The 25,505-nt window shown below is 62.5% G+C and carries 25 protein-coding genes, 1 pseudogene and 1 riboswitch; of the genes and pseudogenes, 13 read left to right on the forward strand and 13 right to left on the reverse strand.

The features are described 5' to 3' along the window. Positions 1-2 precede the first annotated feature (2 nt). From AC1DV9_RS21880 to AC1DV9_RS21890, 3 genes are all read right to left on the reverse strand, one after another. Positions 3-185, reverse strand: a complete 183-nt coding sequence (locus AC1DV9_RS21880; RefSeq protein ID WP_477950021.1) for a hypothetical protein — start codon at positions 183-185, stop codon at positions 3-5. A gap of 70 nt (positions 186-255) precedes the next feature. Next, positions 256-579: a hypothetical protein gene (locus AC1DV9_RS21885; protein WP_477950022.1), complete on the reverse strand. Its 324-nt coding sequence runs from the start codon at positions 577-579 to the stop codon at positions 256-258. Between the two features lie 818 nt (positions 580-1,397). Beyond that, positions 1,398-2,969 carry a putative bifunctional diguanylate cyclase/phosphodiesterase gene (locus AC1DV9_RS21890; protein WP_310297442.1) on the reverse strand — a complete coding sequence of 524 codons (1,572 nt, stop codon included), beginning with the start codon at positions 2,967-2,969 and terminating at the stop codon, positions 1,398-1,400. 227 nt (positions 2,970-3,196) lie between these two features. Between AC1DV9_RS21890 and AC1DV9_RS21895 the strand changes: the two genes are divergently transcribed. From AC1DV9_RS21895 to AC1DV9_RS21910, 4 genes and pseudogenes are all read left to right on the forward strand, one after another. Further along, complete coding sequence (locus tag AC1DV9_RS21895) at positions 3,197-3,439, forward strand: DUF6894 family protein (protein WP_112385414.1); 243 nt, start codon at positions 3,197-3,199, stop codon at positions 3,437-3,439. A gap of 75 nt (positions 3,440-3,514) precedes the next feature. Continuing rightward, a pseudogene (locus AC1DV9_RS21900) lies at positions 3,515-3,858 on the forward strand (hypothetical protein). Between the two features lie 114 nt (positions 3,859-3,972). Then, the gene (locus tag AC1DV9_RS21905) at positions 3,973-5,466 is read left to right on the forward strand and encodes a sensor histidine kinase (RefSeq protein ID WP_310297447.1); all 1,494 of its coding nucleotides are present in this window, start codon (positions 3,973-3,975) and stop codon (positions 5,464-5,466) included. After that, positions 5,463-5,906, forward strand: a complete 444-nt coding sequence (locus tag AC1DV9_RS21910) for a response regulator (protein ID WP_112385412.1) — start codon at positions 5,463-5,465, stop codon at positions 5,904-5,906. The genes AC1DV9_RS21905 and AC1DV9_RS21910 overlap by 4 nt, the downstream gene beginning before the upstream one ends. A 258-nt stretch (positions 5,907-6,164) precedes the next feature. Here AC1DV9_RS21910 and AC1DV9_RS21915 read toward each other — a convergent pair whose 3' ends face one another. Next, positions 6,165-6,722 carry a histidine phosphatase family protein gene (locus tag AC1DV9_RS21915; RefSeq protein ID WP_477950023.1) on the reverse strand — a complete coding sequence of 186 codons (558 nt, stop codon included), beginning with the start codon at positions 6,720-6,722 and terminating at the stop codon, positions 6,165-6,167. 57 nt (positions 6,723-6,779) lie between these two features. Then, a riboswitch (adenosylcobalamin (AdoCbl) riboswitch) is annotated at positions 6,780-6,930 on the forward strand. Here AC1DV9_RS21915 and AC1DV9_RS21920 point away from each other — a divergent pair. The 3 genes from AC1DV9_RS21920 (at position 6,930) to AC1DV9_RS21930 (ending at position 8,670) form a co-directional block, all read left to right on the forward strand. Beyond that, the gene (locus tag AC1DV9_RS21920) at positions 6,930-7,139 is read left to right on the forward strand and encodes a CbtB domain-containing protein (protein WP_027508197.1); all 210 of its coding nucleotides are present in this window, start codon (positions 6,930-6,932) and stop codon (positions 7,137-7,139) included. Its footprint overlaps the riboswitch before it by 1 nt. Positions 7,140-7,151: 12 nt before the next feature. Beyond that, positions 7,152-7,889, forward strand: a complete 738-nt coding sequence (locus AC1DV9_RS21925; protein WP_477950024.1) for a CbtA family protein — start codon at positions 7,152-7,154, stop codon at positions 7,887-7,889. Positions 7,890-8,058: 169 nt separating this feature from the next. Beyond that, positions 8,059-8,670 carry a hypothetical protein gene (locus AC1DV9_RS21930; protein ID WP_477950025.1) on the forward strand — a complete coding sequence of 204 codons (612 nt, stop codon included), beginning with the start codon at positions 8,059-8,061 and terminating at the stop codon, positions 8,668-8,670. On the opposite strand, the gene AC1DV9_RS21935 is transcribed toward AC1DV9_RS21930, so the two are convergent. Further along, positions 8,655-9,317, reverse strand: coding sequence for a sulfite oxidase-like oxidoreductase (locus tag AC1DV9_RS21935; protein ID WP_477950026.1), 663 nt, complete (start codon positions 9,315-9,317; stop codon positions 8,655-8,657). The two genes, AC1DV9_RS21930 and AC1DV9_RS21935, sit on opposite strands and share 16 nt — an antisense overlap. A gap of 272 nt (positions 9,318-9,589) precedes the next feature. Between AC1DV9_RS21935 and AC1DV9_RS21940 the strand changes: the two genes are divergently transcribed. The 6 genes from AC1DV9_RS21940 (at position 9,590) to AC1DV9_RS21965 (ending at position 17,176) form a co-directional block, all read left to right on the forward strand. Then, positions 9,590-11,323, forward strand: a complete 1,734-nt coding sequence (locus AC1DV9_RS21940; RefSeq protein WP_477950043.1) for a sensor histidine kinase — start codon at positions 9,590-9,592, stop codon at positions 11,321-11,323. Beyond that, positions 11,320-12,651 carry a sigma-54-dependent transcriptional regulator gene (locus tag AC1DV9_RS21945; protein WP_477950027.1) on the forward strand — a complete coding sequence of 444 codons (1,332 nt, stop codon included), beginning with the start codon at positions 11,320-11,322 and terminating at the stop codon, positions 12,649-12,651. The genes AC1DV9_RS21940 and AC1DV9_RS21945 overlap by 4 nt, the downstream gene beginning before the upstream one ends. Before the next feature lie 201 nt (positions 12,652-12,852). Next, the gene (locus AC1DV9_RS21950; RefSeq protein ID WP_112541106.1) at positions 12,853-13,836 is read left to right on the forward strand and encodes a tripartite tricarboxylate transporter substrate binding protein BugD; all 984 of its coding nucleotides are present in this window, start codon (positions 12,853-12,855) and stop codon (positions 13,834-13,836) included. Positions 13,837-13,935: 99 nt separating this feature from the next. Further along, a complete protein-coding gene (locus AC1DV9_RS21955; protein ID WP_477950028.1) occupies positions 13,936-14,397 on the forward strand; it encodes a tripartite tricarboxylate transporter TctB family protein in 462 nt (153 codons plus the stop codon). A gap of 10 nt (positions 14,398-14,407) precedes the next feature. After that, positions 14,408-15,913, forward strand: a complete 1,506-nt coding sequence (locus AC1DV9_RS21960; protein WP_310297477.1) for a tripartite tricarboxylate transporter permease — start codon at positions 14,408-14,410, stop codon at positions 15,911-15,913. 93 nt (positions 15,914-16,006) lie between these two features. Further along, positions 16,007-17,176 (forward strand): M20 aminoacylase family protein, encoded by a 1,170-nt coding sequence (locus AC1DV9_RS21965; protein WP_477950029.1) that lies wholly within the window; start codon positions 16,007-16,009, stop codon positions 17,174-17,176. A gap of 199 nt (positions 17,177-17,375) precedes the next feature. Here the strand turns inward: AC1DV9_RS21965 and AC1DV9_RS21970 are convergent, their stop codons facing one another. The 8 genes from AC1DV9_RS21970 to AC1DV9_RS22005 form a co-directional block, all read right to left on the reverse strand. Next, entirely contained in the window at positions 17,376-19,166 is a 1,791-nt protein-coding gene (locus AC1DV9_RS21970) for an adenine deaminase (RefSeq protein WP_477950030.1), read from the reverse strand. Beyond that, positions 19,163-20,083, reverse strand: coding sequence for a nucleoside hydrolase (locus AC1DV9_RS21975; protein WP_477950044.1), 921 nt, complete (start codon positions 20,081-20,083; stop codon positions 19,163-19,165). The genes AC1DV9_RS21970 and AC1DV9_RS21975 overlap by 4 nt, the downstream gene beginning before the upstream one ends. Before the next feature lie 4 nt (positions 20,084-20,087). Next, positions 20,088-21,110: an ABC transporter ATP-binding protein gene (locus tag AC1DV9_RS21980; protein ID WP_477950031.1), complete on the reverse strand. Its 1,023-nt coding sequence runs from the start codon at positions 21,108-21,110 to the stop codon at positions 20,088-20,090. Continuing rightward, positions 21,103-21,882: an ABC transporter permease gene (locus tag AC1DV9_RS21985; protein WP_477950032.1), complete on the reverse strand. Its 780-nt coding sequence runs from the start codon at positions 21,880-21,882 to the stop codon at positions 21,103-21,105. Before AC1DV9_RS21985 ends, AC1DV9_RS21980 begins: the two co-directional genes overlap by 8 nt. Further along, positions 21,879-22,706, reverse strand: coding sequence for an ABC transporter permease (locus tag AC1DV9_RS21990; RefSeq protein WP_477950033.1), 828 nt, complete (start codon positions 22,704-22,706; stop codon positions 21,879-21,881). Before AC1DV9_RS21990 ends, AC1DV9_RS21985 begins: the two co-directional genes overlap by 4 nt. 64 nt (positions 22,707-22,770) lie before the next feature. Beyond that, on the reverse strand, positions 22,771-23,790 hold the full coding sequence (locus AC1DV9_RS21995) for an ABC transporter substrate-binding protein (protein ID WP_477950034.1): 1,020 nt from the start codon (positions 23,788-23,790) through the stop codon (positions 22,771-22,773). Further along, positions 23,787-24,836: a LacI family DNA-binding transcriptional regulator gene (locus AC1DV9_RS22000; protein ID WP_477950035.1), complete on the reverse strand. Its 1,050-nt coding sequence runs from the start codon at positions 24,834-24,836 to the stop codon at positions 23,787-23,789. Before AC1DV9_RS22000 ends, AC1DV9_RS21995 begins: the two co-directional genes overlap by 4 nt. A gap of 165 nt (positions 24,837-25,001) precedes the next feature. Further along, positions 25,002-25,505: TolC family protein (locus AC1DV9_RS22005; protein ID WP_477950036.1), on the reverse strand; the 504-nt coding region annotated here is incomplete at its 5' end.

Consider the following 25,505-nt stretch of genomic DNA (forward strand, 5'->3'; position numbering starts at 1 on the left):
TATCACAGATCTGGCGCGCTGTAGTCGATGCCTGGATCTCGATATGCGGGTAAGGCGCTGGGGCGATCCGGATAAACGCGAACGAAGACGCCGTCGGCATCGACCTCGACCCGAATGCCGAATTCCTTGGCGACAGACGCCATGCGTTTCATGTCGGATTGCTTGATAAAGGCTTTAAGGGTCATGACTTGGTCTTTGAGGATGAGCGAGGGGAGGTCTTTGCCCGCATTCTCAACAGATTTTCGTAGTCACTTCCTATTGATGGTTCAAAAGGGAAAGTGGACTTCCCTGTAACTGCTCCTGCAGGCTTTTTTTCACGGTAAGCTTATTTCTTAACTTGTCGGTGTCGGCATCGGTCCAACGCGATGCCGGGGTCGCGGGACCCCTGCCTTTAGGTCTCGATGCCTCCAACAGGGCTTCGACATCTTCCGGCATCAGGAACATTGTCTTGCCGATTAGGCGGTAAGCGCCAATCTGGCGTGCCTTATCCCGCAAGGTTCGTTCCGAAATTTGGATGCCGGCTTTCGCAAATCTTTCGACTAGCTGAGTCGGCGTGATCGCACTTTCTATATCTGGCATCGATATCTTTTCGCTCCCCGCATTTGATCGCCAACTATTCGAGGCGGTGACGGCGATTGCCAACATCTTGCCCGTTGGAAGGTACTGGCGGATCGATCTTGAGATAGCTGGAAATGGCATGCTTCAAGGCGATTTGCCAGGTGCCGAAGTCAATTAGGGCCTCGTGGTCTTGTCGGCTATAAAGACCACTCCTTCCCCCCGCTACCATTTTTCATCACCGAATACGCATTCTAAGGTGAGGCTTGAGAAAGCCTCTGATCGCTCTTTTGCGATGAGACTTTTGGGCAGCTCTGCTTGCTTTGATTCTGGTCAGATGCGTTCTGTGCCGGCAGCGTCTTCATCCTGACATTTCCCAAGCGCTCGACGTTTTGATCAAAAATGCCCGCCGCAATGGTGTGCGACGGGCATAGGTTGATCCGAAGACTGATCTGTCAGGCTATCACCGGCAAATCCGTTCACGTCTTTGAATGAGATCACCGTGACGCCAATAGCGAACGGTCTCCGTATGGCAACGTGGACGGTAACGTCTGTCGTCGCGGTAATCGCGGCTATGGCGCAACGGACGATACTCCTGTCCGTGGGTTCTCGCCCACGTTTCCCTTTGCCGCTCCGTGGGAGCCGCCATGCTTGGCGACGGGATTGCCGAAATCGAGGTGATGGCGAGCAGGCAGGCCACTATTATTTTCTTCATGCTTCTTCCAACGTTCTGTTGACGAGACTGGAAAAGCAACGCGGTCTGCGCGGTTTGGTTCCTGAGAGCGTGGTGATTTGCATCGGCTCGCCGGATTCAGGCCCGCAGGCTTTCAGGATACCTCCGGCTATCCCGCAGCAGACAGCGTCTGCATCCGCTCGGCGATAAACGCGCTGGCCTGATCGGCTGGCATGGCCTTTCCGAACAGGTAGCCCTGGCCGATGTCGCAGCCGAGGCGGGTGAGGTAACCGAGCTGGCTGTGTTCCTCGATGCCCTCGGCCGTCGTTTTGATGTTCAGGCTGTGGCCGAGGCCGAGCATGGCGCGGACGATCTTTTCCTGGCGTTCGTCGTCCTGGTAGGTGGCAACGAAGCTCTTGTCGATCTTGATCTTGTCGAAGCGATAACGGGCGAGCTGGGCAAGGCTGGAATAGCCGGTGCCGAAGTCGTCAAGGGCGATCTGGACGCCCGCCGCATGCAGTTCATCAAGGATGACGGCGGCCACCGCCGGATCCTGGATCAGGGCATTTTCGGTAATCTCGATCTCCAGCCGCTCCGGCGGCAGGCCGGAGGCGACCAGCACCTTGAGTACGCGCGAGGCCAGCAATCTGTCTTCCATCTGCACCGGCGAGATGTTGAAGGAGAGCACGATCCGGTCATGCCAGGCCAGTGCATCGCCACAGGCCTGGGTCAGCAGGTTTTCGAAGAGCTCGGTGATCATCCCGGTCTCTTCGGCAATGCCGATGAAGACAGGCGGCGGGATGCTGACACCGCTATCGTCGGTCCAGCGGGCTAGCGCCTCGAAGCCGCAGATATCGCCGGTCTTCAGGTCGATCAGCGGCTGGTAGAAGGGCCGGATGGCCTTTTGCTGGATGGCGGTGCGCAGTTTGGCTTCGAGAGCCGCGCGTTCGGCGACCTTGTCCTGCATCGAGGCTTCGAAGGCGAGGGCATGGTTGGGGCCGCGCGACTTTGCTTCGTACATCGCAAGATCGGCGCGGTGCGCGGCGTTTTCGAGCGGCTCGCTGCCCTCGATCCAGCGCTCGTAGCCGACACTGGCGCCAACCTCGACGGCAAAGCCGTCGATGCTGATTGGCCTGGTGACGGCCTGAATCAGGACGCGCGCGAAATGCCGCTCGCGCTCCTCGGTCATGCCGGCGCCGATGATGACGAATTCGTCGCCGCCGAAGCGGTAGACGCAATCGGCATTGCCGAGCGAACAGATGCGCCGGGCAACCTCGATCAACAGGATGTCTCCGCCCTTGTGGCCGACGAGATCGTTGACCTTCTTGAAGCCGTCGAGATCGACGGAAAACACGGTGACATTCAGCGCTTCCGCCTCTGCATGCTCGTGGTTCTTCGGCGTGGAGCGGGTGAGTTTCTTGCGCTCGAAGGCGTAGCGGTTCGGAAGCTTGGTCAGGTGATCGTGGGTGGCCGTCCAATCGGCCTTGAACTGGGCCGCGGCACGAAGCTCCATTTCCTGGCGGAGATCGGCAATGCGCAGGATCGAATAGATGAAGCTCATCGCACCGGCGATGACGAAGGCGAGCACCAGCTTCTCGGCGCCGTAATCATCGAACATCTGCACAAAAGCCGACAGCCCGTCGCCGAATTGCAGCCAGGCGCCGAGCAGCCAAAGGACCGTTCCCAGCATCATGACCGATAAACATTGCCTTCCGGCACGGCTACGAAAGAACCCCGGCATCGTCATTCCTCACCCCATATAAGACATAGCAATATCATCGAAGTCTGAAATGTTCGTTGAAAACGGGTAGTGATTGTTTGCTGCAATCACTGGGCTGCAGAACGACGCAAGGGATCGGTGGTCGCACGGAAACGACGGGCCTGGCCGGCTCCGCCCAAGTTTTTAGACGCGAATTGAAACCTTTAGCCTGTTTCCCGCTTTAAAGAGCAAAACCAGAGTGGGAAGCAATGTCCGCATTCTATTTCAAGACGCATGACAATGACGGCACTGTGCCAGCCGACCGGGCTTTCGAGTTTCCGGATCTGATCTCGGCCGTTGAACAGGCCAAGCGCGTGCTGGCGGAAATGGCGCTGGATGGGTTGCCGTCGGCGCCGGGCGAGCGGCTCAGCATCGAGGTGCAGAACGGTCAGCGCATGCCGATCGTCAATCTTGAACTCGAGCTGACCATCAGCTACCTGCGCCAATCCTGATAGCCGTCCCGCGGAACCAAGCGATCGCCTCTGCCGTTTGGACATTGAAGTTGAAACGCTCAGGAGGATAGGTCCATGCAGGTCGTCGGCACTCAGGTCATTCCCAGCCATGGCGGAAAATCGGGATTCACCGTCGAATTCGTCAGTGATGGCGGCGAGGTCGTCTCCGTTCAGATGAAGGGAGCCGATATCTCAACCGGCAAAACGCAATCGACAAGGCGAAGGCGCTGATGGGCGAATTTGCTTCGGCCGAGGCGCAGGAAGGCGGCGATATGCGCGTTCGCGAGAGTGCGCGCGTTTCCAAGGCAGAGCAGGAGCTGGAAGCGCAGCTTGATCGCGGCCTTGAGGATACGTTTCCGGCAAGCGATCCGGTTTCGGTGACCAGTCCGTCGATAGCGGGCGACGGCGTCAAACACTGACGCAAATCCCATTTATAGTCACGCTGGGTATCATTGCCTTGCGGTCATCGGGTTGATCGCAGGGCGTTTTTCCGTCACTTGTATTTCAGAAAATCCTTTTCAGAGAAATCCCTGATGTCATCCAACACCTCCTTCGTTCGCTCGACGCTGATCATGCTCGGGCTCGGCGTTCTGCTTCTGGTGGGCATCGTCGGGACCTCGCTGTGGTTGACGAGAGAAAACCGGGTCTATTCCGATACCGTTGCCGAGATGCGCCGGATCCGCAGCGGCTCGGCCGATCTGCTGTCGGCGCTTCAGGATGCCGAAACCGGCCAGCGCGGCTTTCTGCTGACCGGCGAGCAGAGCTATCTCGATCCTTTCAATCTGGCCTTGAAAAATCTGCCGGAGCGGCGAAAGCGCCTTGCCGATGCCGTTGCCAACTACCCGGAATATGCCGGGAAACTGCCTGACCTCGACAAGGCGATCGACGGCAAGCTGGCAGAGGTCGAGAACACCGTAGCGCTCGCCCAGAGCGGAAGGCAGCAGGAAGCGCTTGCCATCGTCAGCAACGACAGCGGGCGCGTCTACATGGACGATGCCCGGCGCCTTATGATCGGCTTCATTGGGCTGACCGACGAGCATTTGCGGGTGATCGTTGCCGAGCAGCTCGAGGCCGCCAGCGATCTGCAATGGGTCACCGTCGGCGGTGCGTTGGCGATCGTGATTGTGCTTGGCGGCGCCATCCTCATTATCTTCCAACATGTGCGCGATCTGTCGCGGGCGCGTGAGGAACTGGAAGCGCTGAACAGCGGCCTTGAGGAGCGCGTCAACGAGCGCACGGAGGATCTGATGCAGGCGAACCAGGAGATCCAGCGCTTCGCCTATATCGTCACCCACGACCTGCGCGCGCCGCTGGTCAATATCATGGGCTTCCTCAGCGAGCTGGAGGCGAGCCTCATTGCAGTGACGGCCTATGTGATGGCCGACGAGAAGAAGCCGAGCGAAAGCGAGATCAAGGAAGCGCGGCTGGCGGTGGAGGAAGACCTTCCGGAGGCGATGAGCTTCATCCGCTCGTCGACGCGGAAGATGGATTCGCTGATCAACGCCATCCTGAAGATTTCCCGCGACGGGCGCCGCAAACTGGTTCCGGAGAGGGTCGACCTCAAGGCCGCGATGGAGACTGCGGCTGCGAGCGTTCACCACCAGGTGGTCGCTGCCGACGGGACGATGGAGATGGACATTCGCGTTCCGGCGCTCATCACGGACCGCTTCTCGCTGGACCAGATCGTCGGCAACCTTTTCGACAATGCGGTCAAATACCGCTATCCTGGCCGCCCGGTGAAGATTGCGGTCCGGGCAATGCCTGCCGGCAAGGGCCGTATCAAGATCGATGTCGAGGATAATGGCCGCGGTATTGCAAAGAACGACCGCGAGCGCGTTTTTGAGCTGTTCCGCCGCGCCGGCGAGCAAGACCAGCCGGGCGAGGGGATCGGCCTCGCATATGTGCGTTCGTTAATACGAAATTTGGGCGGCGACATTACTGTCGAGTCGATTGAGGGTACCGGCAGCACGTTCACGCTGCTCCTGCCTTCGGATCTCACCACCATCGTAAAGGGTACAGAGTCATGAAAGCCACGGGCCAGGAAGTCACGATCGTGATGATCGAAGACGATGAGGGGCATGCCCGCCTTATCGAGAAGAACGTGCGCCGGGCCGGCGTGAACAACGAGATCGTTCCCTTCACCAATGGCAAGAGCGCTCTCGATTTCATCCTTGGTGCCGATCGCAGCGGTGAGGTCAGCAGGGACCGCTATCTGCTGGTGCTGCTCGATCTCAATCTGCCTGACACCTCGGGCATCGACATTCTCGAGCAGATCAAGGGCAACGAGCACACCAAGCGCATGCCGGTGGTGATCCTGACGACGACCGATGACGAGCGTGAAATCCAGCGCTGCTACGATCTCGGCGCCAATGTCTACATCACCAAGCCTGTGGATTATGAAGGCTTCGCGCACGCGATCCGCCAGCTCGGCCTGTTCTTTGCGGTCATCCAGATTCCGCAGCAATAATGCGAAAAGGCGAGCAGTTTGGCTGCTCGCCCTTCTTTCAGCTCACCAGCATCGGGATGCTGATGACAAAGCCTATGAGAACAACGGCGGTCGCGATCTTCAGAAGACGCATGCGCCGTGTACGCTCCCCACTCCAATCATACGTCATGGCTGGTCTCCCCGGGGCAAGGACTTAGCGCCCGGCAAGCCGGGTTCAATAGGTATCGCGCAACTTGCTTGCGTAAGGCTTATCTAAATTTCGCGTTGGGAATGGTAGCTTTAGCGGCCGAAGCGCAGCGCCCAGCGGCGGCCGTCATGGCTCATGCGCAGGATGGCAAGCGGTTCGATATCCGTCAGCCAGAACGAGGCGAGCGGCGCGTTCAGTACATGGAGAACGGCGGCCCGGATCACCGCGGCATTGGCGATTGCGATCATGTGCCCGTCGAGGTTCTGCTGTTCCTCCATCCAGCCGGTGACGCGAGATTGAACTTTCGCGAGACTTTCGCCGCCATGCGGCGCCGATTGCGGATCCGTCATCCATTGAACCAGAGCGTCCGGCTCCTTTGCCTGCAGATCGGCGAGTGAGCGTCCTTTCCAGCGACCGTAGTCAGGATCGGCGAGCCTGGGATCGCCGGTGGCGGCAAGGCTCAAGATTTCGGCCGTCTGCAATCCTGCCAGGGCAGGGCTGTTTGCGCTCCGATCGGCGTGCCGAAGCCTCTCCGTCAACGCTGCGGTTTCCACAACGGCGCTCTGTTCCAGTGGCTCGTTCAGAGGGAAGCGGCCTTCGCGGTTTGCGCTGGTCGGGCCGTGGCAGATCCAGGTCAGCCGGGTATGCACAGGTGAGCCTCCGGCTTGCCGTGGATGGCAAATGAAGTTTCGTTGACAGTTCTCAGCCTAGAGATATAACGGGCATGTTGCGGGTTTGGAAGCCGGTGGAAATCCGGCGCGGTCGCGCCACTGTGACCAGGATGCGAAAGCAGGCTGGAAGTCAGACCTTGCCGCCAACACTCTTTCGACTGAAACGCGTCATTCCAGGAGGAATATATGTCTGACACCACTTTTGCGCCTGTTGCAGCACCAGCGCCAATCCCGGTAGGCGAAATCCTGCCATGGGCGATCTTCGGCGGCCTGCTGATGATCATCGCCATCTATTTTGTCGGCACGGAAGAGGGCGCCATGGCGCTATTCTCGGGCGGCTACGTCCACGAATTCGTGCATGACGGCCGCCACCTTCTCGGCTTCCCCTGCCACTAAAGGACGACAGACATGGTTGGAAATCTTCTACTCCGTGGGATGATCGCGGGGGCGATTGCTGGCATCCTGGTGTTTGCCTTCGCCCATACATTCGGTGAGCCGCTGGTCGACAAGGCGATTGCCTTCGAGGAAGCCGCTGCCACGGCTGCCGGCGAAGCCGCCGAACCCGAAATCGTCAGCCGCGCCACTCAGGCCGGCATCGGCCTCTTCACCGGCGTGATGGCTTACGGCATCGCCGTCGGCGGCCTCTTTGCTCTCGCCTTCGCCTTCGTGCATGGCCGCTTCAGCAAGCTCAGCGCCCGCGGCACCGCTGCCGTCATCGCGCTGGCAGCCTTCGTCGCCATCATCCTCGTTCCCGGCATCAAGTACCCGGCCAATCCGCCGGCTGTCGGTAATCCGGACACGATCGGCGTTCGCACCGAGCTGTTCTTCCTGATGATCGTCGTCTCGGTTGGGGCGCTCGTCGCCGCCGTGGCCTTGGCCCGCAATCTGGCTGTCCGCTTCGGCATCTGGAACGGCTCGATCATCGCCGGTATCGCCTACATCGTCTTCATCGGCCTCGTGCAGTACCTGCTGCCGCCGATCAACGAGGTGCCGGAAAAATATTCGGCAGCGGTGCTCTGGAGCTTCCGCACGACGTCGCTCGGCATGCACGTGATCCTGTGGTCGGTGCTTGCGGTGGTCTTCGGCTTCCTGGCCGAGAAGCGGCTGGAAACGCGGTCCCCGGTTGGCCGTCCGGCGTTTCGGTGAGAGCTTGGTGAGGGAGGTGTTCCGCACTCTCCCTCATTCCTGTGCTCGTCACAGGAATCCAGCCACTGCGCGTCGGCGCGGTGAATGACTCTAGTTTCCCGCGTCCATGGACATGGACGCACTGGATTCCTGTGACAAGCACAGGAATGAGGGATTGGTAAGGTCTGCGATGAAACGGCTGCTTCTTCGTTCGGCGATCTCTGTAGCTGCGCTCGCGCTGCTGACCGGCGGAGCCATGGCCCATAGCCGCACCGCGTCGGAAAACCACAGCGGCATTCCTGTCCCTGAAATTTCGCATGGCGAAATGGCCGTCATGGCTGATTATCGCGACCGGATCATCGCGCTGGCGTCCACCGCCACCGATACCAACGAGCCGTTCCGCCGTGTGCTGAACTATGCGCAGATCCAGTATTCCTACTGTCTCTGGGGCCGTATGCCCGGCAGCGTGACCGACGAAGAGAGTCCGTTCAACGAATGCGCTCACGCCTATCTGGCCGCCACCAAGGCGGTTCTGCTGTCGCTGCGGGATATGCCGCGCGAGGCTGGAGAGGCTGACGCGATTATCTCGGATGCCGATGCCGACATGGTGCGCCGCGGCCTGTCGCTGATCACCTGCCGTTTCAGCGGCGAGGCTTTCAACACTGCCGATGTCATCAAGCCGCGCTGGAGCGAAATTCCGCTGCATACGGCTAGCATGGCGTCGCTGACCGGTTTCTTCGCGATGATCTTTGGCGTCTTCTTCGCCGGCCGCAGGCTGCTGAAGGTTCAGTCCTCGGAGTAGCGCTGCTCGCGCCAGGGGTCGCCGAGCATGTGATAGCCGTTCATTTCCCAGAAGCCCGCCCTGTCCGACGGCATCAGGTCGATGCGGCGCAGCCATTTGGCGCTCTTCCAGAAATAGAGATGCGGCACGACCAGCCGCATCGGGCCGCCGTGATCAACCGTCAGCGGCTGCCCCTCCCAGGCGGTCGCCAGGATCGCGTCTTCGGCGGCAAAATCCGCCAGCGGCAGATTGGTCGTGTAGCCGTCATAGCTCGTCAGCATGACGTAGCCGGCTTCGGCCTTCGGCATGGCGGCATCCAGCAGATCGCGGGTCGAAACACCTTCCCAGCGGTTGTCGTAGCGCGACCATGTCGTCACGCAATGGATGTCGCTGACACGGGTGCTCTGCTGCATCGACTGGAAATCAGGCCATGTCAGCGCAAGCGGTGTCTCTACGAGACCGCGCACCTCGAGCTTCCAATCATCCAGCGATATCGCCGGCTGCTCGCCGAGATCGAGCACCGGCCAGTTCTTCACCAGATGCTGCCCGGGCGGCAAGCGCTCGGTCTCCGGGCGGGCAATTCGCCCTGTCAGGAACTTGCCTTCCGCCGCCCAACGGCGCTTGGACGTGGTGAGCTTGCTGTCAACAGGCGCCTGTTCGTCGGTCATCGCGGTCTCCCATCACAGTCGGCCGATAGGACAATTCCGGGCCCGGAGTGTCAAGGGCAGGGTGATCGCCTTGGCCATGCCGCTGGCCTCTTGGAATTCGCGGCGCCGGTCAGTACAATCGGGCGGTCGGGGTTGCCTTCCTGGGGAGGGAGGCAAAATGGGAGGAGCCGCCGCTGTCTCAGAGGCATAGGCTTACATTTGCGCTGTTTTCAGTGCCTTTCGTCGTTTTCGCCTTCTTCTATTACGGCGGATCGCTGGCGACGCGCGCCTATATGGGCGAGGCCTCGGCGCAGGCTGGGACGGCGCTGCGGCTGGCCGTCTCCGCCCTCAGCGGTCACCTGAACCGCTACGAGGCACTGCCGGCGCTGATTGCCGATCACGATGACATCAAGGAACTGGTCACGCATCCCGACGACAAGGATCTTCGGGACGCCGCGAACCTCTATCTCAAGGAGATCAACCATCTCCTCAAGTCCTCAGACATCTATGTGATCAAGCCCGACGGCGAGACGATCGCCGCCAGCAATTTCGATATGCCGGGAAGCTTCATCGGCGAGAATTTCAGCTACCGCCCGTATTTCCAGGAGGCGATTGCCGGAAAGCAGTCGCGTTTCTACGCACTGGGGACGACCTCGCTGAAGCGCGGTTATTATTTCGGATCACCGATCAGGGCCGGCGATGACATCCGCGGCGTCATCGTCTTCAAGGTGGATATCGACATGATCGAGTCTTCCTGGACCAGCGGCGAATATCGCATCTTCGTCTCCGATCCTGAAGGCATCATCTTCATGTCCGGCAAGCCGGCCTGGCTCTATAACAGCATCCTGCCGCTGACGGCGGATCGCATGCAGCGGACCGAGGCCTCCCGGCGCTATGCCAACGCGGCGCTGACGGCACTGCCGCTCGGCCGCAGCCGGTTCGCAGAGCATGATCTGATGACGATGATCGAGGAGGGCGCGCAGAAGGAATATCTGGTGCTCTCGCAATATATGCAGGCGGAAGACTGGACCGTGAACGTTCTGCTCGACACCGGCTCCGTCCGGGCGCGGGCGCGCACGGCGCTGGTTGCCGGTTTCCTGATGCTCTGCATTGCCGGTCTCGCCTTTGCCGTTCTGCGCCAGCGCCGGATGCGGCTCAATGAACGCATGCAGTTGCAGGCCGACGCCCGCAACCAGCTGGAACGGCGCGTCGAAGAGCGCACGGCCGATCTCGCGCGGGTCAACAGCCGGATCGAGGAAGAGATCGCCGAACGGCGCCTGACGGAGCAACAACTGCGGCAGACGCAGGCCGATCTTATCCAGGCCGGCAAACTTGCCGGTCTGGGCCAGATGTCGGCGGCACTCTCGCACGAATTCAATCAGCCGCTGGCGGCTGCCAAAACCTACACGGATAGCGCGGCCGTGCTGCTCGACCGCGGACGAAACACCGAGGCACAGGACAATATCCGCCGTATCGGCGGGCTGATCGACCGGATGGCGGCGATCAGCAAGCATCTTCGCAATTTCGCCCGCAAGCCGAACGAGAAGCTCGGGCCAGTGCCGCTCGACGAGGCGATCCGCGATACGCTGGAGATCGTCGCCTGGCGGCTGAAGGCGGCCGATGCCGATCTGCAGCTCGATCTTGGCCTGCATCCGCCGGTCGTCCGGGCGGGTTCCGTGCGTCTGCAGCAGGTGCTGGTCAATGTCATCTCGAATGCGGCTGATGCGGTGGAGGGCCTGAACGACCGGCGGATCGAGGTCAGCGCCTTCGAGAGTGCCGGCAAAGTGGTGCTGACAGTGCGCGACTTCGGGCCCGGCGTGCCGGCCGCCATTGCCGAGCGCATCTTCGATCCGTTCTTCACGACCAAGGGCGTCGGCAAGGGGCTCGGTCTCGGCCTCTCGATCTCCTACAATATCATCAAGGATTTCGGCGGCAGCCTGACTGTGGCGAACCATCCCGATGGCGGGGCCGAGTTCCGCATCGAACTGCAATCGGCGGCTGGCGCCATGCCGGAGGCCGCGGAATGAGTGAACAGAAGATCCTGCTCGTTGATGACGAGGAGGAGCTGCGCCGTTCGACGGCGCAGGCGCTGGAGCTTTCGGGCTTCAATGTTGAGACCTTCTCGAACGCCGACCATGTGCTCGAGCTGATCGGTTACAGTTTCCCGGGCGTCGTCGTCAGCGATATCCGCATGCCCGGCACCGATGGCATGACGCTGATGAACCGGATCCGCGAGATCGATGCGGAAGTGCCTGTGATCCTCGTCACCGGCCATGGCGATGTGCAGCTGGCGGTGAAGGCAATGCGCGAAGGCGCCTATGATTTCATCGAAAAGCCGTTCACGCCGCAGATGCTGGCCGGTGTCATCAAGCGCGCCCTGGAGCGCCGCAGTCTTGTCCTCGAAAACCGGCTGCTGAAAGCCGTCGCCGGAAAGCGCGATGACATCGAGTCACGGCTGCCGGGACGGACGCAGGTAATGGTCGATCTGCGCTACCGCATCCGCGCGATCGGAGCGAGCGATGCCGATACGCTCATTGTCGGCGAGACCGGGGCGGGCAAGGAAGTGGTGGCCCGGGCGCTGCACGATATCAGCGCCCGGGCCAGCCGCCCCTTCATCGCCATCAACTGCGCGGCCTTGCCTGCGAACCTCATTGAGAGCGAGCTGTTCGGCCACGAGGCCGGTGCCTTTCCCGGCGCCGTGCGCCCGCGTTACGGCAAATTCGAGCACGGCCGCGGCGGGACAATCCTGCTCGACGAGATCGGCTCGATGCCCTTCGATCTGCAGGCGAAGTTTCTCCGGGTGCTGCAGGAGCGGGTAATCTCGCGGCTCGGCTCCAACGAAATCGTGCCGCTCGACGTCCGCTTCATCGCCACCAGCAAGGTCGATCTGGAAGCCGAGGTCGCCGCCGGCCGCTTCCGCGCCGATCTCTTCTACCGGCTGAATGTCGCGACCCTGCATGTGCCGGCGCTGACGCAGCGGCGGGCGGATATTCCGCTGCTGTTTCTCCAGTTGGTACGAGAGGCGGCGGCGCGCTATGGGCGCGACGATCTGCCGGTTTCGCCTGACCTGATCTCCGATATCGCCCAGCGGGACTGGCCGGGCAATGTACGAGAACTGCGCAACGCGGCAGACCGGCTGGTGCTCGGCCTCGACGGTGGCGAGCGGCCCAATAGCGAGGTGTCCGGGCTTGCCGATCGCGTCGCCGAATTCGAGCGCGGCGTGATTGCCACGGCGCTTGTCGCGCATGGCGGAAGCCTCAAGCCCGTCTACGAGTCGCTGCAGATTTCCCGCAAGACGCTGTACGAAAAGATGCAGAAATATGGGCTCGACAAGAAGATGCTCGTTTCCGAATAGTCGAAATGGGTGGATTTCCACCCATCGTCTTTGGCCTTTGTTTCCAAATCGACCCATGGTGCAGCGCACGCAGGCGAAATCTCTGCCTGGCGGTGGCGCCTGACGATTGCCGGGGCGCGTTTACCTCCTGTTAATGGCCGCCATTCCACCGGCGCATGGGAAGCGCCGGTGGACAGCCTGTTTTCATCAGGGAGGAAAACGATGAAACTCTTCAAGGCCATGCTTGGCATGACGGCCGCTGCCGCCGTCTCTCTTTTCGCTGCCGGTGCATCCGCACAGGGCTATCCTGAACGCACAATCACCATGGTCGTGCCGTTCGCGGCCGGTGGCCCGACGGATACCGTCGCGCGCCTCGTTGCCGAATCCATGTCGAAGGATTTGGGACAGCAGATCGTCGTCGAAAATGTCGGCGGTGCCGGCGGTACGCTCGGCGCCGGACGCGTCGCGTCGGCCGATGCTGATGGTTACACCATCCTGCTTCACCACATTGGCATGGCGACGTCCGCTACGCTCTACCGCAAGCTTGCCTATGACACGCTCAATGCCTTCGATTACGTCGGCCTCGTCACCGACGTGCCGATGACGATCGTCGCCCGCAAGGATTTCGAGCCGACCGATCTCAAGGGCCTGGTCGAATATGTCAAGGCGAACAAGGACAAGGTCACCTACGCCAATGCCGGTATCGGTGCGGCCTCGCATCTCTGCGGCATGATGTTCATGAGTGCCATCCAGACACCGCTGACGACGGTTCCCTACAAGGGTACCGGCCCGGCGATGACCGATCTGCTCGGCGGCCAGGTCGATATCATGTGCGACCAGACCACCAACACCACCAAGCAGATCCAGGGCGGCACGATCAAGGCCTATGCCGTGACCTCGCCGAAGCGCCTGGATGTCCTGAAGGACGTTCCGACCGCTGTCGAAGGCGGCCTGCCGGGCTTCGAAGTCGGCATCTGGCACGGCATCTACACGCCGAAGGGCACGCCCGCTGAGGTCAACGAGCGTCTGTCGAAGGCACTGCAGGTGGCGCTGAAGGACAGCAACGTTGCTGCCCGCTTCGCCGAACTCGGCACCGTGCCGTCGCCGGACGCCGATGCGACGCCTGCGGCCCTGAAGGCAAAGCTCGAGAGCGAAATCACCCGCTGGAAGCCGGTGATCGAAGCTGCCGGCGAATACGCTGACTAAGCATCTGCTGCAATTGCGCACCCTCTCCTTTGCCGGAGAGGGTGTTCGTGCAGCCAGATGCTTCCTGCGAGGTTCCATCTCCAACCCCACGGAGACACCATGAAATCTGTCACATTCGACACCACCAATGCGATCTGCGGCGCGCTGCTCGTCGCGACCGGCGCATTCTTCGCCTACCAGTCCTTCACGCTCGAACTCGGTACCGCGTTGCGCATGGGGCCGGGCTATTTTCCGCTGGTGCTCTCGGGGGTGCTTGTCATCCTTGGCGGGATCGTGTTCTTCCAGGCGCTGCGCGTCGAGGGTGAGCCGATCGACCCCTTTGCCTGGCGCGGCATGCTGTTCATTCTGCCGGCGCCTGTGCTCTTCGGCCTGACGGTGCGCGGTCTCGGCTTTGCGCCCTCGCTGTTTCTCACCGCCTTCGTCGCCTGCTTCGCGTCGGAGAAGATGAATGTCTTCTATGCGCTGATCCTGTCGCTGGGCCTGACAGTCTTCTCGGTCGCGGTGTTCAGCTATGGCCTCGGCCTGCCGTTCGAGCGCTTCGGTCCGTGGACCAGGTTCTGAGGAGAGAGATATGGAACTTTTCAACAATCTCGCACTCGGTTTCGCCACGGCAGCAACGCCTGCTAACCTGCTCTTCTGCCTGATCGGGGTTCTCCTGGGCACGCTGATCGGCGTGCTGCCTGGCATCGGCGCCACGGCGACGATCGCCATGCTGCTGCCGATCACCTTCCAGCTGGAGCCGGTCTCCTCGCTAATCATGCTTGCCGGCATCTATTACGGCGCGCAGTATGGCGGTTCGACGACGGCGATCCTCATCAACATGCCGGGCGAGTCATCCTCGGCGGTGACGGCGATCGACGGCTATCAGATGGCCCGTAAGGGCAGGGCGGGGGCAGCACTTGCGATCGCCGCACTTGGCTCGTTCTTCGCCGGAACGGTCTCGACCTTCCTTGTCGCCATCTTCGCGCCGCCGCTGACGGAGATCGCGCTGAAATTCGGCGCGCCCGAATATTTCTCGCTGATGATCGTCGGCCTGGTGTCGTCGATCGCGCTGGCGCATGGCTCGATCATCAAGGCGCTGGCGATGGTGGCGCTCGGGCTGCTGCTCGGGCTCGTCGGCACCGACATCTACACCGGGACACCGCGCTTCACGCTTGGCATCCGCGAATATGCCGATGGGCTGAATTTCGTGGCGCTCGCGGTCGGTGTTTTCGGCATCGCCGAAATCCTGCGCAATCTCGAAGGCGAGAAGACCCGGACGGTGCTGATGGCAAAAGTCTCCGGATTGCTGCCTTCGAAGAGCGAGTTCAAGCAGATGATCGCGCCAGTCATCCGCGGCACGGCGATCGGCTCGGCACTGGGCATCCTGCCCGGCGGCGGTGCCATTCTGGCGTCCTTCGCCTCCTATACGGTGGAGAAGCGCACGTCGAAGAACCCGGAAGAGTTCGGGCATGGTGCGGTGGCCGGTGTAGCAGGTCCTGAATCGGCCAACAATGCGGGCGCGCAGACCTCGTTCATCCCGCTCTTGACGCTCGGCATTCCGGCCAACCCGGTCATGGCGCTGATGGTCGGCGCGATGATCATTCAGGGGATCGTCCCCGGTCCGAATGTCGCGACCGAACAGCCGGCGCTGTTCTGGGGCATCATTGCCTCGATGTGGATCGGCAACCTGATGCTCGTCATCCTCAACCTGCCGCTGATCGGTCTCTGGGTGAAGCTGCTGACGGTGCCCTACTACGTGCTCTTCCCTGTCATCATGGCCTTCTGCTCGATCGGGGTCTACAGCGTCAACGCCAATGTCTACGACCTCTATGCCGTCGCCTTCTTCGGCCTGATCGGCTACGTGCTGGCGAAGCTGCGCTGCGAGCCGGCGCCGCTGCTGCTCGGCTTCGTGCTCGGGCCGCTGCTGGAAGAAAACCTGCGGCGGGCGATGATCCTGTCGCGCGGCGATCCGACGACCTTCGTGACGCGTCCGATCAGCGCCGTGCTGCTTGCCATCGCGCTCGGCGTCTTGATCATCGTCTTCCTGCCGAGCGTCAAGAAGAAGCGCGAAGAGGTGTTCGTCGAGGAAACGTGAGGGGTTGAACTCACCGCTCCTTTGTTGAACAAAGGATCCATGAAGCGGGCGCCGGTCTGGCGCCCGTTTTCGCATGCAAGGACATCCCGGCTCATGACCATTCCCGCAGGGATCATCGACGATCTGCCCTTTCTGACCTCGCTTCGCCGCGATCTGCACGCCCATCCGGAACTCGGCTTCGAGGAGGAGCGCACCAGCGGCATCGTCGCGAGACTGCTGGAAGAGGCAGGCATCAAGGTGCATCGCGGACTGGGGATGACGGGCGTTGTCGGCACGCTGCAGGTCGGCAACGGCACGCGCGTCATCGGTCTGCGCGCGGATATGGATGCACTGGCGATGCCCGAGATTGCCGAGCGGCCCTACAAGTCCACTGTTCAGGGCAAGATGCATGCATGCGGCCATGACGGCCACACCGCGATGCTTCTCGGCGCGGCGCGCTATCTCGCGGAAACCAAGGGGTTTTCGGGCACGGTTCATTTCATCTTCCAACCGGCCGAAGAGGGACGGGGCGGTGCGCGGCGGATGGTCGAGGAGGGACTGTTCGAGCTCTTTCCCTGCGATGCCGTCTACGGCCTGCACAATATGCCCGGTCTCGACACCGATGAGATCGCCGTCGTCGCGGGGCCGCAGCTTGCCTCATCCGATAGCTGGCGCGTCACCTTTCGCGGCACCGGCACGCATGGCGCCAAGCCGCATCTCGGCCGCGATCCGATCACTGCCGCCGGAACGTTTATCGCCTCGCTACAGACGATCGTCGGCCGTGTCGTCGATCCGCTGCAGCCGGCCGTTGTCAGCGCCTGTTCGCTGCAGGCGGGTGACCCGAAGGCGCTGAACGTCATCCCCGATATCGTCGAGATCGGCGGGACGGCGCGCGCCTATTCGCCCGAAGTGCGCGATCAGCTGGAAGAAGAGATCGGCCGTCTGGCGCATGGCACCGCGCAGATGTTCGGCATTGCTGCGGAATATCAATTCGAGCGCCGCATTCCGCCTGTCGTCAATGATACCGATGCAACGGCGCGGGCGCTGGGTGCTGCGGGCGAGGTGTTCGGGGCGAAGGTCCGCACGAGCTTTCCGCCGTCGACGGCGGGGGATGACTTTGCGTTTTTCGGGCAGAATGCGCCTGGGTGTTACGTCTGGCTCGGGAACGGACCGGCTGTCGACGGGGCGCTGCATCACAATACCGCCTATGATTTCAATGATGGGGCGCTTGGGTTTGGGGCGGCGTATTGGGTGAAGCTGGTGGAGCGGGAGTTGGCGGCTTAGGTCGCGTGCGAGCGAGAGCAGTGGACTTTGGCCCCCTCATCCGCCCTTCGGGCACCTTCTCCCCGCTGGGGAGAAGGGACTTGTAGCACGGTCTTGCTCCAATAATTTAGGTTCGCCGAGGGAGCGATTTCCCTTCTCCCCAGCGGGGAGAAGGTGGCCCGAAGGGTCGGATGAGGGGGCTACATCCTCCAAGCGATCCTTAGGACAATACCTCCAGCACCGGTGTCTCCAGCACCGTCCCCGTCAGCACATCGGCAATCCCCATATCCGTCTGATGCGGACCGATATTGCAGGCAAGTGTCGCCCCGAAGCAGGCCTTGAAGACGAGGTAGGGCGGCTGCCAGGTGACGATCTCTTCCATCGCCTGACGGATTTCGCGAAAGCCCTGCGCCGTCTCGGCAAGCGGCGCCTCCGTGACGAGGCCTGAGAGCGGCAGCGGCAGCAGCGCCAGGATGACGCCATCCTTCGCGACCGCCATGCCGCCGCCTGCTGCGATCACCGCATTCGCGGCCGCCGCCATATCCCCGGTGTTGCCGCCGAAGACCGTCAGGTTGTGGCTGTCATGCGAGACGGTGGTGCAGAAGGCGCCGCGCCATTCTCCCCAGCCCGTCAGAAAACCGGTGCGCGGGTGGCCATCCGCCAGTCCGTGGCGATGGGCGACCGAGATCATGGTGCTGCCTGCGGGCGGGACGACGAAACCGTTTTCAACTGACGTTTCAGCTTCGGCCCATTGGGTGAAGCGCGGACGGTCGATGGTGGCGACGCGCACGCGCGTACCTTCGGAGCGGACCTTGAAGTCGTCCTCGCCGAGGGGCGCGAGCTTGACCGATTGCGTCAGCGGCGCGGTATCGAGCGGCTTCAGCGCCGCTGTCATGGTGCCCTCGCTGGCAATGGTGCGGCCGTTGGCGATCACCCGCCGCGCCCTGAAATCGGTCAGATCCTCGAAGAGCACGATATCGGCGCGGCGCCCGGCGGCGATCAGGCCGAGATCGCTGCGCTTCAGGCGCTGGGCAGCATTGAAGGTGGCGGCGCGGAGCGCCCATTCCGGGCGCATGCCGTAGCGCACCAGGCGGCGGATCACGTCGTCGAGGCCGCCGCCGTCAAGCAGTTCGTCAGGGAAGACGTCGTCGGTGCAGAGCGTCACTGTCGGCGGCAGATGGCCGATGTCGTTCAAGGCCTCGACGAACTCGGCGAGCAGATGATCATGTGAGCCGCGCAGCTCGATGGTCATGCCTGCCGCGAGCTTCTGCAACAGGTCCGCGCCGGAGGTCAGTTCGTGATCGGAGGTGATGCCCGCGGCCATGAAGGCGTTGAGATCGGCGCCCTCCAGCCCGCGGGCGTGGCCGCAGACGAGCTTTCCGGATGCCAGACCGGCATTGACGATCTCGGTCATGCGCGGATCGCCGTCGATAACGCCGCGCATGTTCATGACCTCGGCAACGCCGCCGATCGCAGGAGAACGCAGCATTTCGGTGATGACGGAGGCATCGAAATCAGCCCCGGCGCGTTCCAGGCCGGGGGCCGAGGGCACGCAGGATGGGGCGAGCAGGATCATGCGGAGCGGCAAACCAGCGGATGCCTCGATCGCCCAGCGCACGCCGTCGAGGCCGTGGACATTGCCGAACTCATGGGGATCCCAGAGGATCGTCGTGACGCCGCGCGGCAGCACGGCGCGGGCATATTCGGCGGGTGTCACCATCGAGCTTTCGACATGCATATGCGTGTCGATCAGGCCGGGGGTGATGATGGTGCCAGATGCGTCGATGATTTCGGCGGCATCGCTGCGGCTTCCCGGCGCGTGCACGCTTGAGATCAGCGAGCCGGTCAGGCCGATATCCGCCTCGCGGATCAGGCCGGTGACGGTATCGAGCAGCTTGCCGCCTGTTATCAGGATATCGAAAGGCGCATCGCCGCGGGCGGCGGCCACGGCGCGGGCGCGCAATTGGGGATCGTTGAGATCGGCGGGTTCCTGGCGGAGCGGATGGCTCATCTGCCGGCCTCGCTTTCGAGCGCGCCGAGGATGATCGCGCGGGCGGCCTCAGCATCGATCTCGACAGCAAATTCGGCATTGGGCGCCGCATGGGTTGCGCGGGTCTCGACGACGGTGCGGCCGCGGGTGAACTGGCCTCCGAGTTCGACATCGATGCGCGCGGCGCGGAAGGTGACGAGTTCGGGGGCGGCGAAAGCGACGGCGGCAGAGGGATCATAGATCGCCATGGCGGTGCGGCCGCGGCTGACGCCGATATCGACATAGCCGGCCAACATGTCGGCGATGAGGTCGGCATTGGCACCACCGGCGGAACGGATCGGGCCGACATCGTCGGGCCTCGCTAGCACTTTGCGGCAGAGGTCGAGATCGACCATCTTCAGCGGCAGGCCGTGGCTGATGACAATTGCCAGCGCTTCCGGATCGGCAAGCGCGTTGAACTCTGCGGATGCCGTATGATTGCCAATCGTGACTCCGCCGCCCATCCAGGTCAGTTCGGTGATGCGGACGGCGAGATCGGGCCGGGCGAGTGCCAGCGCTGCGATATTGGTCAGCGGCCCGAGCGCCAGGATGCGGTGCGGGCCATCCGTTCCGAGCCAGCGGCAGAGGGCGAGGAAAGCGTCGCTATCGGGCAGCGCCGGTCCTTGCGGTAGCGTGCGGCCCGCTGTGGGGATGCCGGTATCGCCGAGGATCGCCTGCGCCGTCTCGATCTTGCCGATCACCGGATTGGCGCGGCCGCTGTGGATCGGGAAGGTCCAGCCGAAGGCCTGTGCGGCGCCGGCGGCATTCAGCTTCACCTGTGGCAGCGGCGTGTTGCCGAAGACCAGCGAGACGCCATCGATTACAAGCCCCGACTGCTTCACCACGAGAATGGCGGCGATGTCGTCGAAGCCCATGTCGGTATCGATCCAAATTCCCATCATGTCACCCGAAGCGCGAAAGGCTTGCGGGTGCAGCAAGCGGAAGGTCGAAGGAAAGCGCGGTGCCGATCGCGTGGGCGGGCAGGCTTGCATCGACCTCCGCCTTGATCGGCCCGAGCGGCGTGTCGAGCAGGTACTCGCGGGTATTCCCGGCGAAGGAGGTGCCGCGCACGGCTCCCCGGAAAGGACCGGAACCAAGGATGACCGTGCGCGGCCGCCAGGCCAGCCCCGCAGCCTGAGGCGCAGGAGCCGGCAAATCGATCGGGCCGTTTTGGGTGACGAGCTTGCCGCCTTCGAGCTTGAAGACGTTCTCGAAGCCGACGAAATCGGCGACGAAGGCCGAGACGGGGCGATTGTAGATGTCTTCGGGTGTGCCAATCTGCTCGATGCCGCCGTTCAGCATCACGACGATCCGGTCGGCAAGGGCCAGCGCCTCCACCTGATCATGGGTGACGAAAATCATCGTCACGCCGGTTTCCTTCTGGACGCGCTGTAGCTCGGCGCGCATTTCCAGACGCAGCCGGGCGTCGAGGTTGGACAGCGGCTCGTCGAGCAGCAGCACCTTGGGTTCCATCACCATCGAGCGGGCAAGCGCCACGCGCTGTTGCTGGCCGCCGGAGAGTTCGGCTGGTTTCCGGGCGGCAAAGCTTGCGAGACCGACCGACTTGATGCCGGAGGTGACCCGCTTGTCGAGATGCTGGCCGGATATGCCCTTGAGGCGTAGGCCGAAGGCGACGTTTTCGTAGACGGTCAGATGCGGGAAAAGGGCGTAGGACTGGAAGACGAGGCCGACATTGCGCTTGTTGGCCGAGACGCGGGTGATGTCGTCGCCATCGAGATTGATGCGGCCGGAGGCGGGCGTCAGCAGGCCGGCGATCGAGCGCATCGTCGTCGTCTTGCCGCAGCCGGAGGGGCCGAGCAGGGCGACGAGTTCACCCTTTTCGATCGTGAGATCGAGGTCCTTCACCGCGATCGTATCGCCATAGGCCAGCGTCAGCTTGTCGAGTTGAAGATAGGCATCAGACATAACGCGAGAATCCCAGGAAGCGTTCGGCAAGGAAGACGATGCCGATGGACAGGAAGGCGAGCAGCGAGGAGAGCGCCGCGATCGACGGATCGTAGGTGGTTTCCATGTAGCCCAGCATGTCGATCGGCAGGGTGCGGACACCGGGGCCGGAGAGGAACAGCGAGACCGGCACCTGATTGAAGCTGGTGACGAAGCCGAGGATGAAGGCGGCGAGAATGCCGCCGCGGATATTCGGCATGACGACGCGGAAGAAGGCGCCGGATCGCGAGGAGCCGAGCAGGACGGCGGCTTCCTCGATATCGGAGCGCAGGTTGTTGAGGCTCGCCGAGACGACGCGCACGGCATAGGGCAGCACCAGCGCGGTGTGGGCGAAGAATAGCGCCAGCGTGATGTTGAAGCCAAAGGGCACGACCAGATAGCGCAGCAGCGCCAGGCCGACGATGATGCCGGGCACGATGATCGGCAGGGAAACGATGGTGCGGATGGTTTCGGCGAAGGGCAGCTTGTAGCGCGACAGCGCATAGGCGGCGGGAATGCCGAGGATGAGCGCCGAGAGCGTGCCGAAAACGGCGAGGAACATCGACATGCCGAAGCTCTCGCGGAAGCTGTCGATGGTGAAGACCTTGGCGACCCATTTCAGCGACAGGCCCTGCGGCGGGAAGGCCAGCGTATCGCCGGCCGAGAGCGAGCCGGCGATGATGATCAGGAACGGGCCGATCAGGAAGGTCAGCAGCAGGATTAGAACGATGGGCGGGAAGAGGCGCGCGGTCATCGCTTGTTCCTTGCGGTCGCCAGGCGTTTCAGCAGGATGTTGGCGGCAAAGCTCATGACGATCAGCATGAAGGCGATGACGCTGGCCGAGACGAAATTGTTGGAGACGGAGACCTGCTGGTAGAGCAGCGTCTCCAGCATCAGCACCTTGGAGCCGCCGAGCACGGCGGGAGTGATGTAGGCGGTCAGCGAGCCGGTGAAGACGAGCGTGCCGCCGACCACGAGGCCCTCCTTGGTGAGCGGCAGGATGACCTTCCAGAACACCTGGAACCAGTTGGCGCCGAGCACCCGGGCGGCCGGGATCGCATCCTTCGGCATGTTTTCCAGGGCGCTGATCAGCGACAGAATCATCAGCGGCAGGAAGAGCTGCAGCAGGCCGATGAAGACCGCGGTTTCGGTGAAGAGCAGGCGCAGCGGCTCGTCGCTGAAGCCGAGACCGGTGATCGCCCGATTGATGATGCCGGTGCGGCCGAGGATGACGATCCAGGCGTAGGTTCGGGCCACCGGCGAAATCATCAGCGGCAGGGTGACCAGACCGATCATCCGGCCCTTGCCCTTGGGCGGCAAGTTGACGATGGCAAAGGCCGCGGCATAGCCGACGACGGCGGAGACGGCGGTGACTTCGAGGCCGAGCCGGAAGGTGCGCAGAAAGACGGTGCGGTTCAGCTGCTCGGAGAAGAAATCGGTGTAGGCCGACAGTGTCCATGCGCCGTCAGCGCGAAAACCTTCGGAGAGCAGAATGGCGACGGGCAGCAGGAAGACCACGGCCGCAAAGATTGCGGCCGGCAGCGCAAGCGCCAAAGCTTCTGCTCGGTTCTGAAACATCGGGAGCCTTTCGGGCGGGTAAGAAGCGGTCCCGGGCTTGCCGGGACCGGATGTTATTTGTGGCTTACTGGCCGACCGTGCTGTTCCATTCCTTCAGCCAGGCATCGCGATTATCGAGCGCCACGGCAGAGGGGATGAGCTTCAGGCTCTTGGCGGTGTCTTCGCCATAGGTGAGGTTGTTGGCAGCGGCCTCGGACAGCTTGACCTCCGTGTTGGCGGGGCTGTCGACCAGCTTTTCGGCAAGCTTGGTCTGAATGTCGGTGGAGAGCCAGAAATCCATGAACTGCAGGGCGAGATCCTGGTTCTTCGAGCCCTTGGCGAGAACCATGACATTCATGCCGCCGGTCTGGCCTTCCTTCGGGGTGGCCCATGCAACGGGCACGTCGAGCTTGGTGAAACCTGCCCAGGAGAAGCGGCCGATCGGGGCGGCCCAGATCTCTTCCTGCTGCATCAGCTGCACGAGCTGCGAGGACTTTTCGTAGAAGGTGACGATATCGTCCTTCTTTTCGCCGACGGCCGCGATCGCGCCCTTAAGGTCAGGCGTATCCTTGCCGATCGCCTTGCCGAGCATGAAGAGTGCCGGCGGTCCCTGATTGGTGGTGACGTTCGGGAAAGCGACGTGGCCGACATATTCAGGCTTCAGCAGATCAGCCCAGGACTCGATCTTCATCTTGTCGGAGCGGTAGGCGATCGAGGTGGCGTAGAAGGTGTAGCCGACGCTCATGCCGTCGCCGTTCGGATCCTTGGCGACGTCGTAAAGCTTGCCGAAATTGGTGAGCTTCGACGTGTCGATTTTGTCGATCAGATCCTTGCGGGAGGCCGAGAGCGCGTCGGCCATCGAGACGACGGCCATGTCGATGACGGGGTTCGCCTTGTTCGCTTCCATCTTGGCGATGCGCTCGACGCTATTGCCGGTTTCGACGACGAGCTTGCAGCCGCATTTCGCTTCGAAGGGATCGTAGACGATCGTCTTGAAGTCGTCCTGTGCGAAGGCATAGACGGAAATGGTCAGCGTCCGGTCCTGCGCGGCTGCCGCCAGCGGGGAGAGCGCCAAGAGCGCTACCGATGCGATGAGGGATTTCATGTCGCGAGTTCTCCATCTGTCAGGTTTTCTTTTCCCGGGCTGGCGGGCCCGGAGGATTGGCGGACGATCAATTGCATGGGTACGCGATCGGTCTCCGCAGTGACGATGACACCCTCCCGGGTGCCGCTTTCCAGAATGGTCTTCAGCAGCGCCGAGATGGCGATCTCGGCGATCCTGTCCATGTCCATCCGCGCCGTGGTCAGCGCGGGAGTGACGACCGGTGACCAGATCAGGTCGTCAAAGCCGGTGACGCTGACATCGGCAGGCACATTGATACCTTCCTGCTGCAGCTCGGTCAGTGCCCGAAGGGCTTGCAGATCGGAGAGGGCGGCGAAGGCGGTAAAGCCTTCGGCAGCCTTCCTGGCGAGGCCCAGCCGGCAGCCGGCGCCGGCCGTCTGTTCGAGCCGTTCGATCCAGAGCATTTCCGAGCTCATGCCCTTGGCGAGCCCGGAGCGAATGCCGCCGGCGCGATCGTTCTGGACGTTCGATTCCGGATTGTTGCCGATGATCAGGATGCGCTTGTGGCCGAGACCCGCCAGATGCGCGGCGATCTGCTGGCCGCCCTGCCAGTGATCGGCTGCGACAGTGTTGCCGGGGGTCGAGGCCGTGTCGATGACGGCGACGGGACAGCTGGAAGCGGAGATGCGGGTGGCGCGGCGGGGGACGATGACCATACCGTCGACGCCGCGTTCGATCAGGCGGTTGATCGCCTCGGTCTGCGCCGTAACATCGCCGCGCGAGTCGGCGATGAGCACGCCGTAGTCAGCGGACTTGGCGGCGAATTCGATCGCCTGGGCGATTTTCGGGAAGAGCGGATTGGCAATATCCGGAAGCACGAGGCCGAGGACGCCGCTGCGGCCGGTGCGTAGTGCCCGGCCTGCCTGGCTGGGGATATAACCAAGCTCGGCGGCATGCTCGCGGATCTTTTCCGCCAGCTGCTCGGAGACACGGCCCTTGCCCGAAAGCGCGTTCGAAACGGTCGCGACGGAGACGCCGAGCGACGTTGCTATCCTGCTCAAGTTCGGTCCCGGGCGTGACGAAGCCATGGTTTGCCGTGCGTTTGATTAATCGTTTAATCAGGCTCTACAGGAAGCATGTGGCGTTGTCGAATCGAATCTTAGCGTAACTGGCGTTTTCCGCACTGTATTAGATGTTGCGGACATAAAAAAAGCCCCGCAGAGCGGGGCTTCTTCTGGATCGTTCAGCGGTGATTACTTCTTTACCGCAACCGTCTGCACCTTCGCGACAGCGCTCGGCTTTGCGCCATCGGGCGCATAGCCGCCGCCGACGGCGACGTTGAGCGAGACGTAGTCCTTGGCCATCTGCTGGACGGCAGCGGCCAGGCTTGCCTGGGCCGTCGAGACGTTGCGCTGGGCATCGAGAACGTCGAGCAGCGAGGACGCGCCGTCCTTGTAGCTGGCGGTCGAGAGCTCAAGCGATTCCTGGGTGGTCTTCACCTGGGCACGCAGGGCCTGAACCGTCTGCGCATCGCGGCGGACCGCCGACAGTGCGTTCTCGACCTGCTCGACGGCGCTCAGCACCGCAGACTTCCAGGCGAGATAGGCGGCCTTGGCATCCGACTTGGTGATGTCGACATTGGCGCGCAGGCGGCCGCCGTCGAAGATCGGCAGGTTCAGCGTCGGGCCGAAGGACCAGGTGGTCAGGCCGCCATTGCCGCCGACCGGGCGGACGTAGGAGGGCGAGATCGAGCCCGA

Source organism: Rhizobium sp. 01L410, from assembly GCF_056400165.1.

Excerpts from the sequence above, each read along its gene's own strand:
- AC1DV9_RS21910 (WP_112385412.1), top strand. The coding sequence starts at position 5,463 with ATGAAAGCCACGGGCCAGGAAGTCACGATCGTGATGATCGAAGACGAT.
- AC1DV9_RS21895 (WP_112385414.1), top strand. The coding sequence starts at position 3,197 with ATGTCCGCATTCTATTTCAAGACGCATGACAATGACGGCACTGTGCCA.
- AC1DV9_RS21980 (WP_477950031.1), bottom strand. The coding sequence starts at position 21,110 with ATGTCTGATGCCTATCTTCAACTCGACAAGCTGACGCTGGCCTATGGC.
- AC1DV9_RS21950 (WP_112541106.1), top strand. The coding sequence starts at position 12,853 with ATGAAACTCTTCAAGGCCATGCTTGGCATGACGGCCGCTGCCGCCGTC.
- AC1DV9_RS21975 (WP_477950044.1), bottom strand. The coding sequence starts at position 20,083 with ATGGGAATTTGGATCGATACCGACATGGGCTTCGACGACATCGCCGCC.
- AC1DV9_RS21995 (WP_477950034.1), bottom strand. The coding sequence starts at position 23,790 with ATGAAATCCCTCATCGCATCGGTAGCGCTCTTGGCGCTCTCCCCGCTG.
- AC1DV9_RS21985 (WP_477950032.1), bottom strand. The coding sequence starts at position 21,882 with ATGACCGCGCGCCTCTTCCCGCCCATCGTTCTAATCCTGCTGCTGACC.
- AC1DV9_RS21955 (WP_477950028.1), top strand. The coding sequence starts at position 13,936 with ATGAAATCTGTCACATTCGACACCACCAATGCGATCTGCGGCGCGCTG.
- AC1DV9_RS21880 (WP_477950021.1), bottom strand. The coding sequence starts at position 185 with ATGACCCTTAAAGCCTTTATCAAGCAATCCGACATGAAACGCATGGCG.
- AC1DV9_RS22000 (WP_477950035.1), bottom strand. The coding sequence starts at position 24,836 with ATGGCTTCGTCACGCCCGGGACCGAACTTGAGCAGGATAGCAACGTCG.
- AC1DV9_RS21920 (WP_027508197.1), top strand. The coding sequence starts at position 6,930 with ATGTCTGACACCACTTTTGCGCCTGTTGCAGCACCAGCGCCAATCCCG.
- AC1DV9_RS21945 (WP_477950027.1), top strand. The coding sequence starts at position 11,320 with ATGAGTGAACAGAAGATCCTGCTCGTTGATGACGAGGAGGAGCTGCGC.
- AC1DV9_RS21965 (WP_477950029.1), top strand. The coding sequence starts at position 16,007 with ATGACCATTCCCGCAGGGATCATCGACGATCTGCCCTTTCTGACCTCG.
- AC1DV9_RS21990 (WP_477950033.1), bottom strand. The coding sequence starts at position 22,706 with ATGTTTCAGAACCGAGCAGAAGCTTTGGCGCTTGCGCTGCCGGCCGCA.
- AC1DV9_RS21925 (WP_477950024.1), top strand. The coding sequence starts at position 7,152 with ATGGTTGGAAATCTTCTACTCCGTGGGATGATCGCGGGGGCGATTGCT.
- AC1DV9_RS21890 (WP_310297442.1), bottom strand. The coding sequence starts at position 2,969 with ATGCCGGGGTTCTTTCGTAGCCGTGCCGGAAGGCAATGTTTATCGGTC.
- AC1DV9_RS21930 (WP_477950025.1), top strand. The coding sequence starts at position 8,059 with ATGAAACGGCTGCTTCTTCGTTCGGCGATCTCTGTAGCTGCGCTCGCG.
- AC1DV9_RS21885 (WP_477950022.1), bottom strand. The coding sequence starts at position 579 with ATGCCAGATATAGAAAGTGCGATCACGCCGACTCAGCTAGTCGAAAGA.
- AC1DV9_RS21905 (WP_310297447.1), top strand. The coding sequence starts at position 3,973 with ATGTCATCCAACACCTCCTTCGTTCGCTCGACGCTGATCATGCTCGGG.
- AC1DV9_RS21940 (WP_477950043.1), top strand. The coding sequence starts at position 9,590 with ATGGGCGAGGCCTCGGCGCAGGCTGGGACGGCGCTGCGGCTGGCCGTC.
- AC1DV9_RS21935 (WP_477950026.1), bottom strand. The coding sequence starts at position 9,317 with ATGACCGACGAACAGGCGCCTGTTGACAGCAAGCTCACCACGTCCAAG.
- AC1DV9_RS21960 (WP_310297477.1), top strand. The coding sequence starts at position 14,408 with ATGGAACTTTTCAACAATCTCGCACTCGGTTTCGCCACGGCAGCAACG.
- AC1DV9_RS21970 (WP_477950030.1), bottom strand. The coding sequence starts at position 19,166 with ATGAGCCATCCGCTCCGCCAGGAACCCGCCGATCTCAACGATCCCCAA.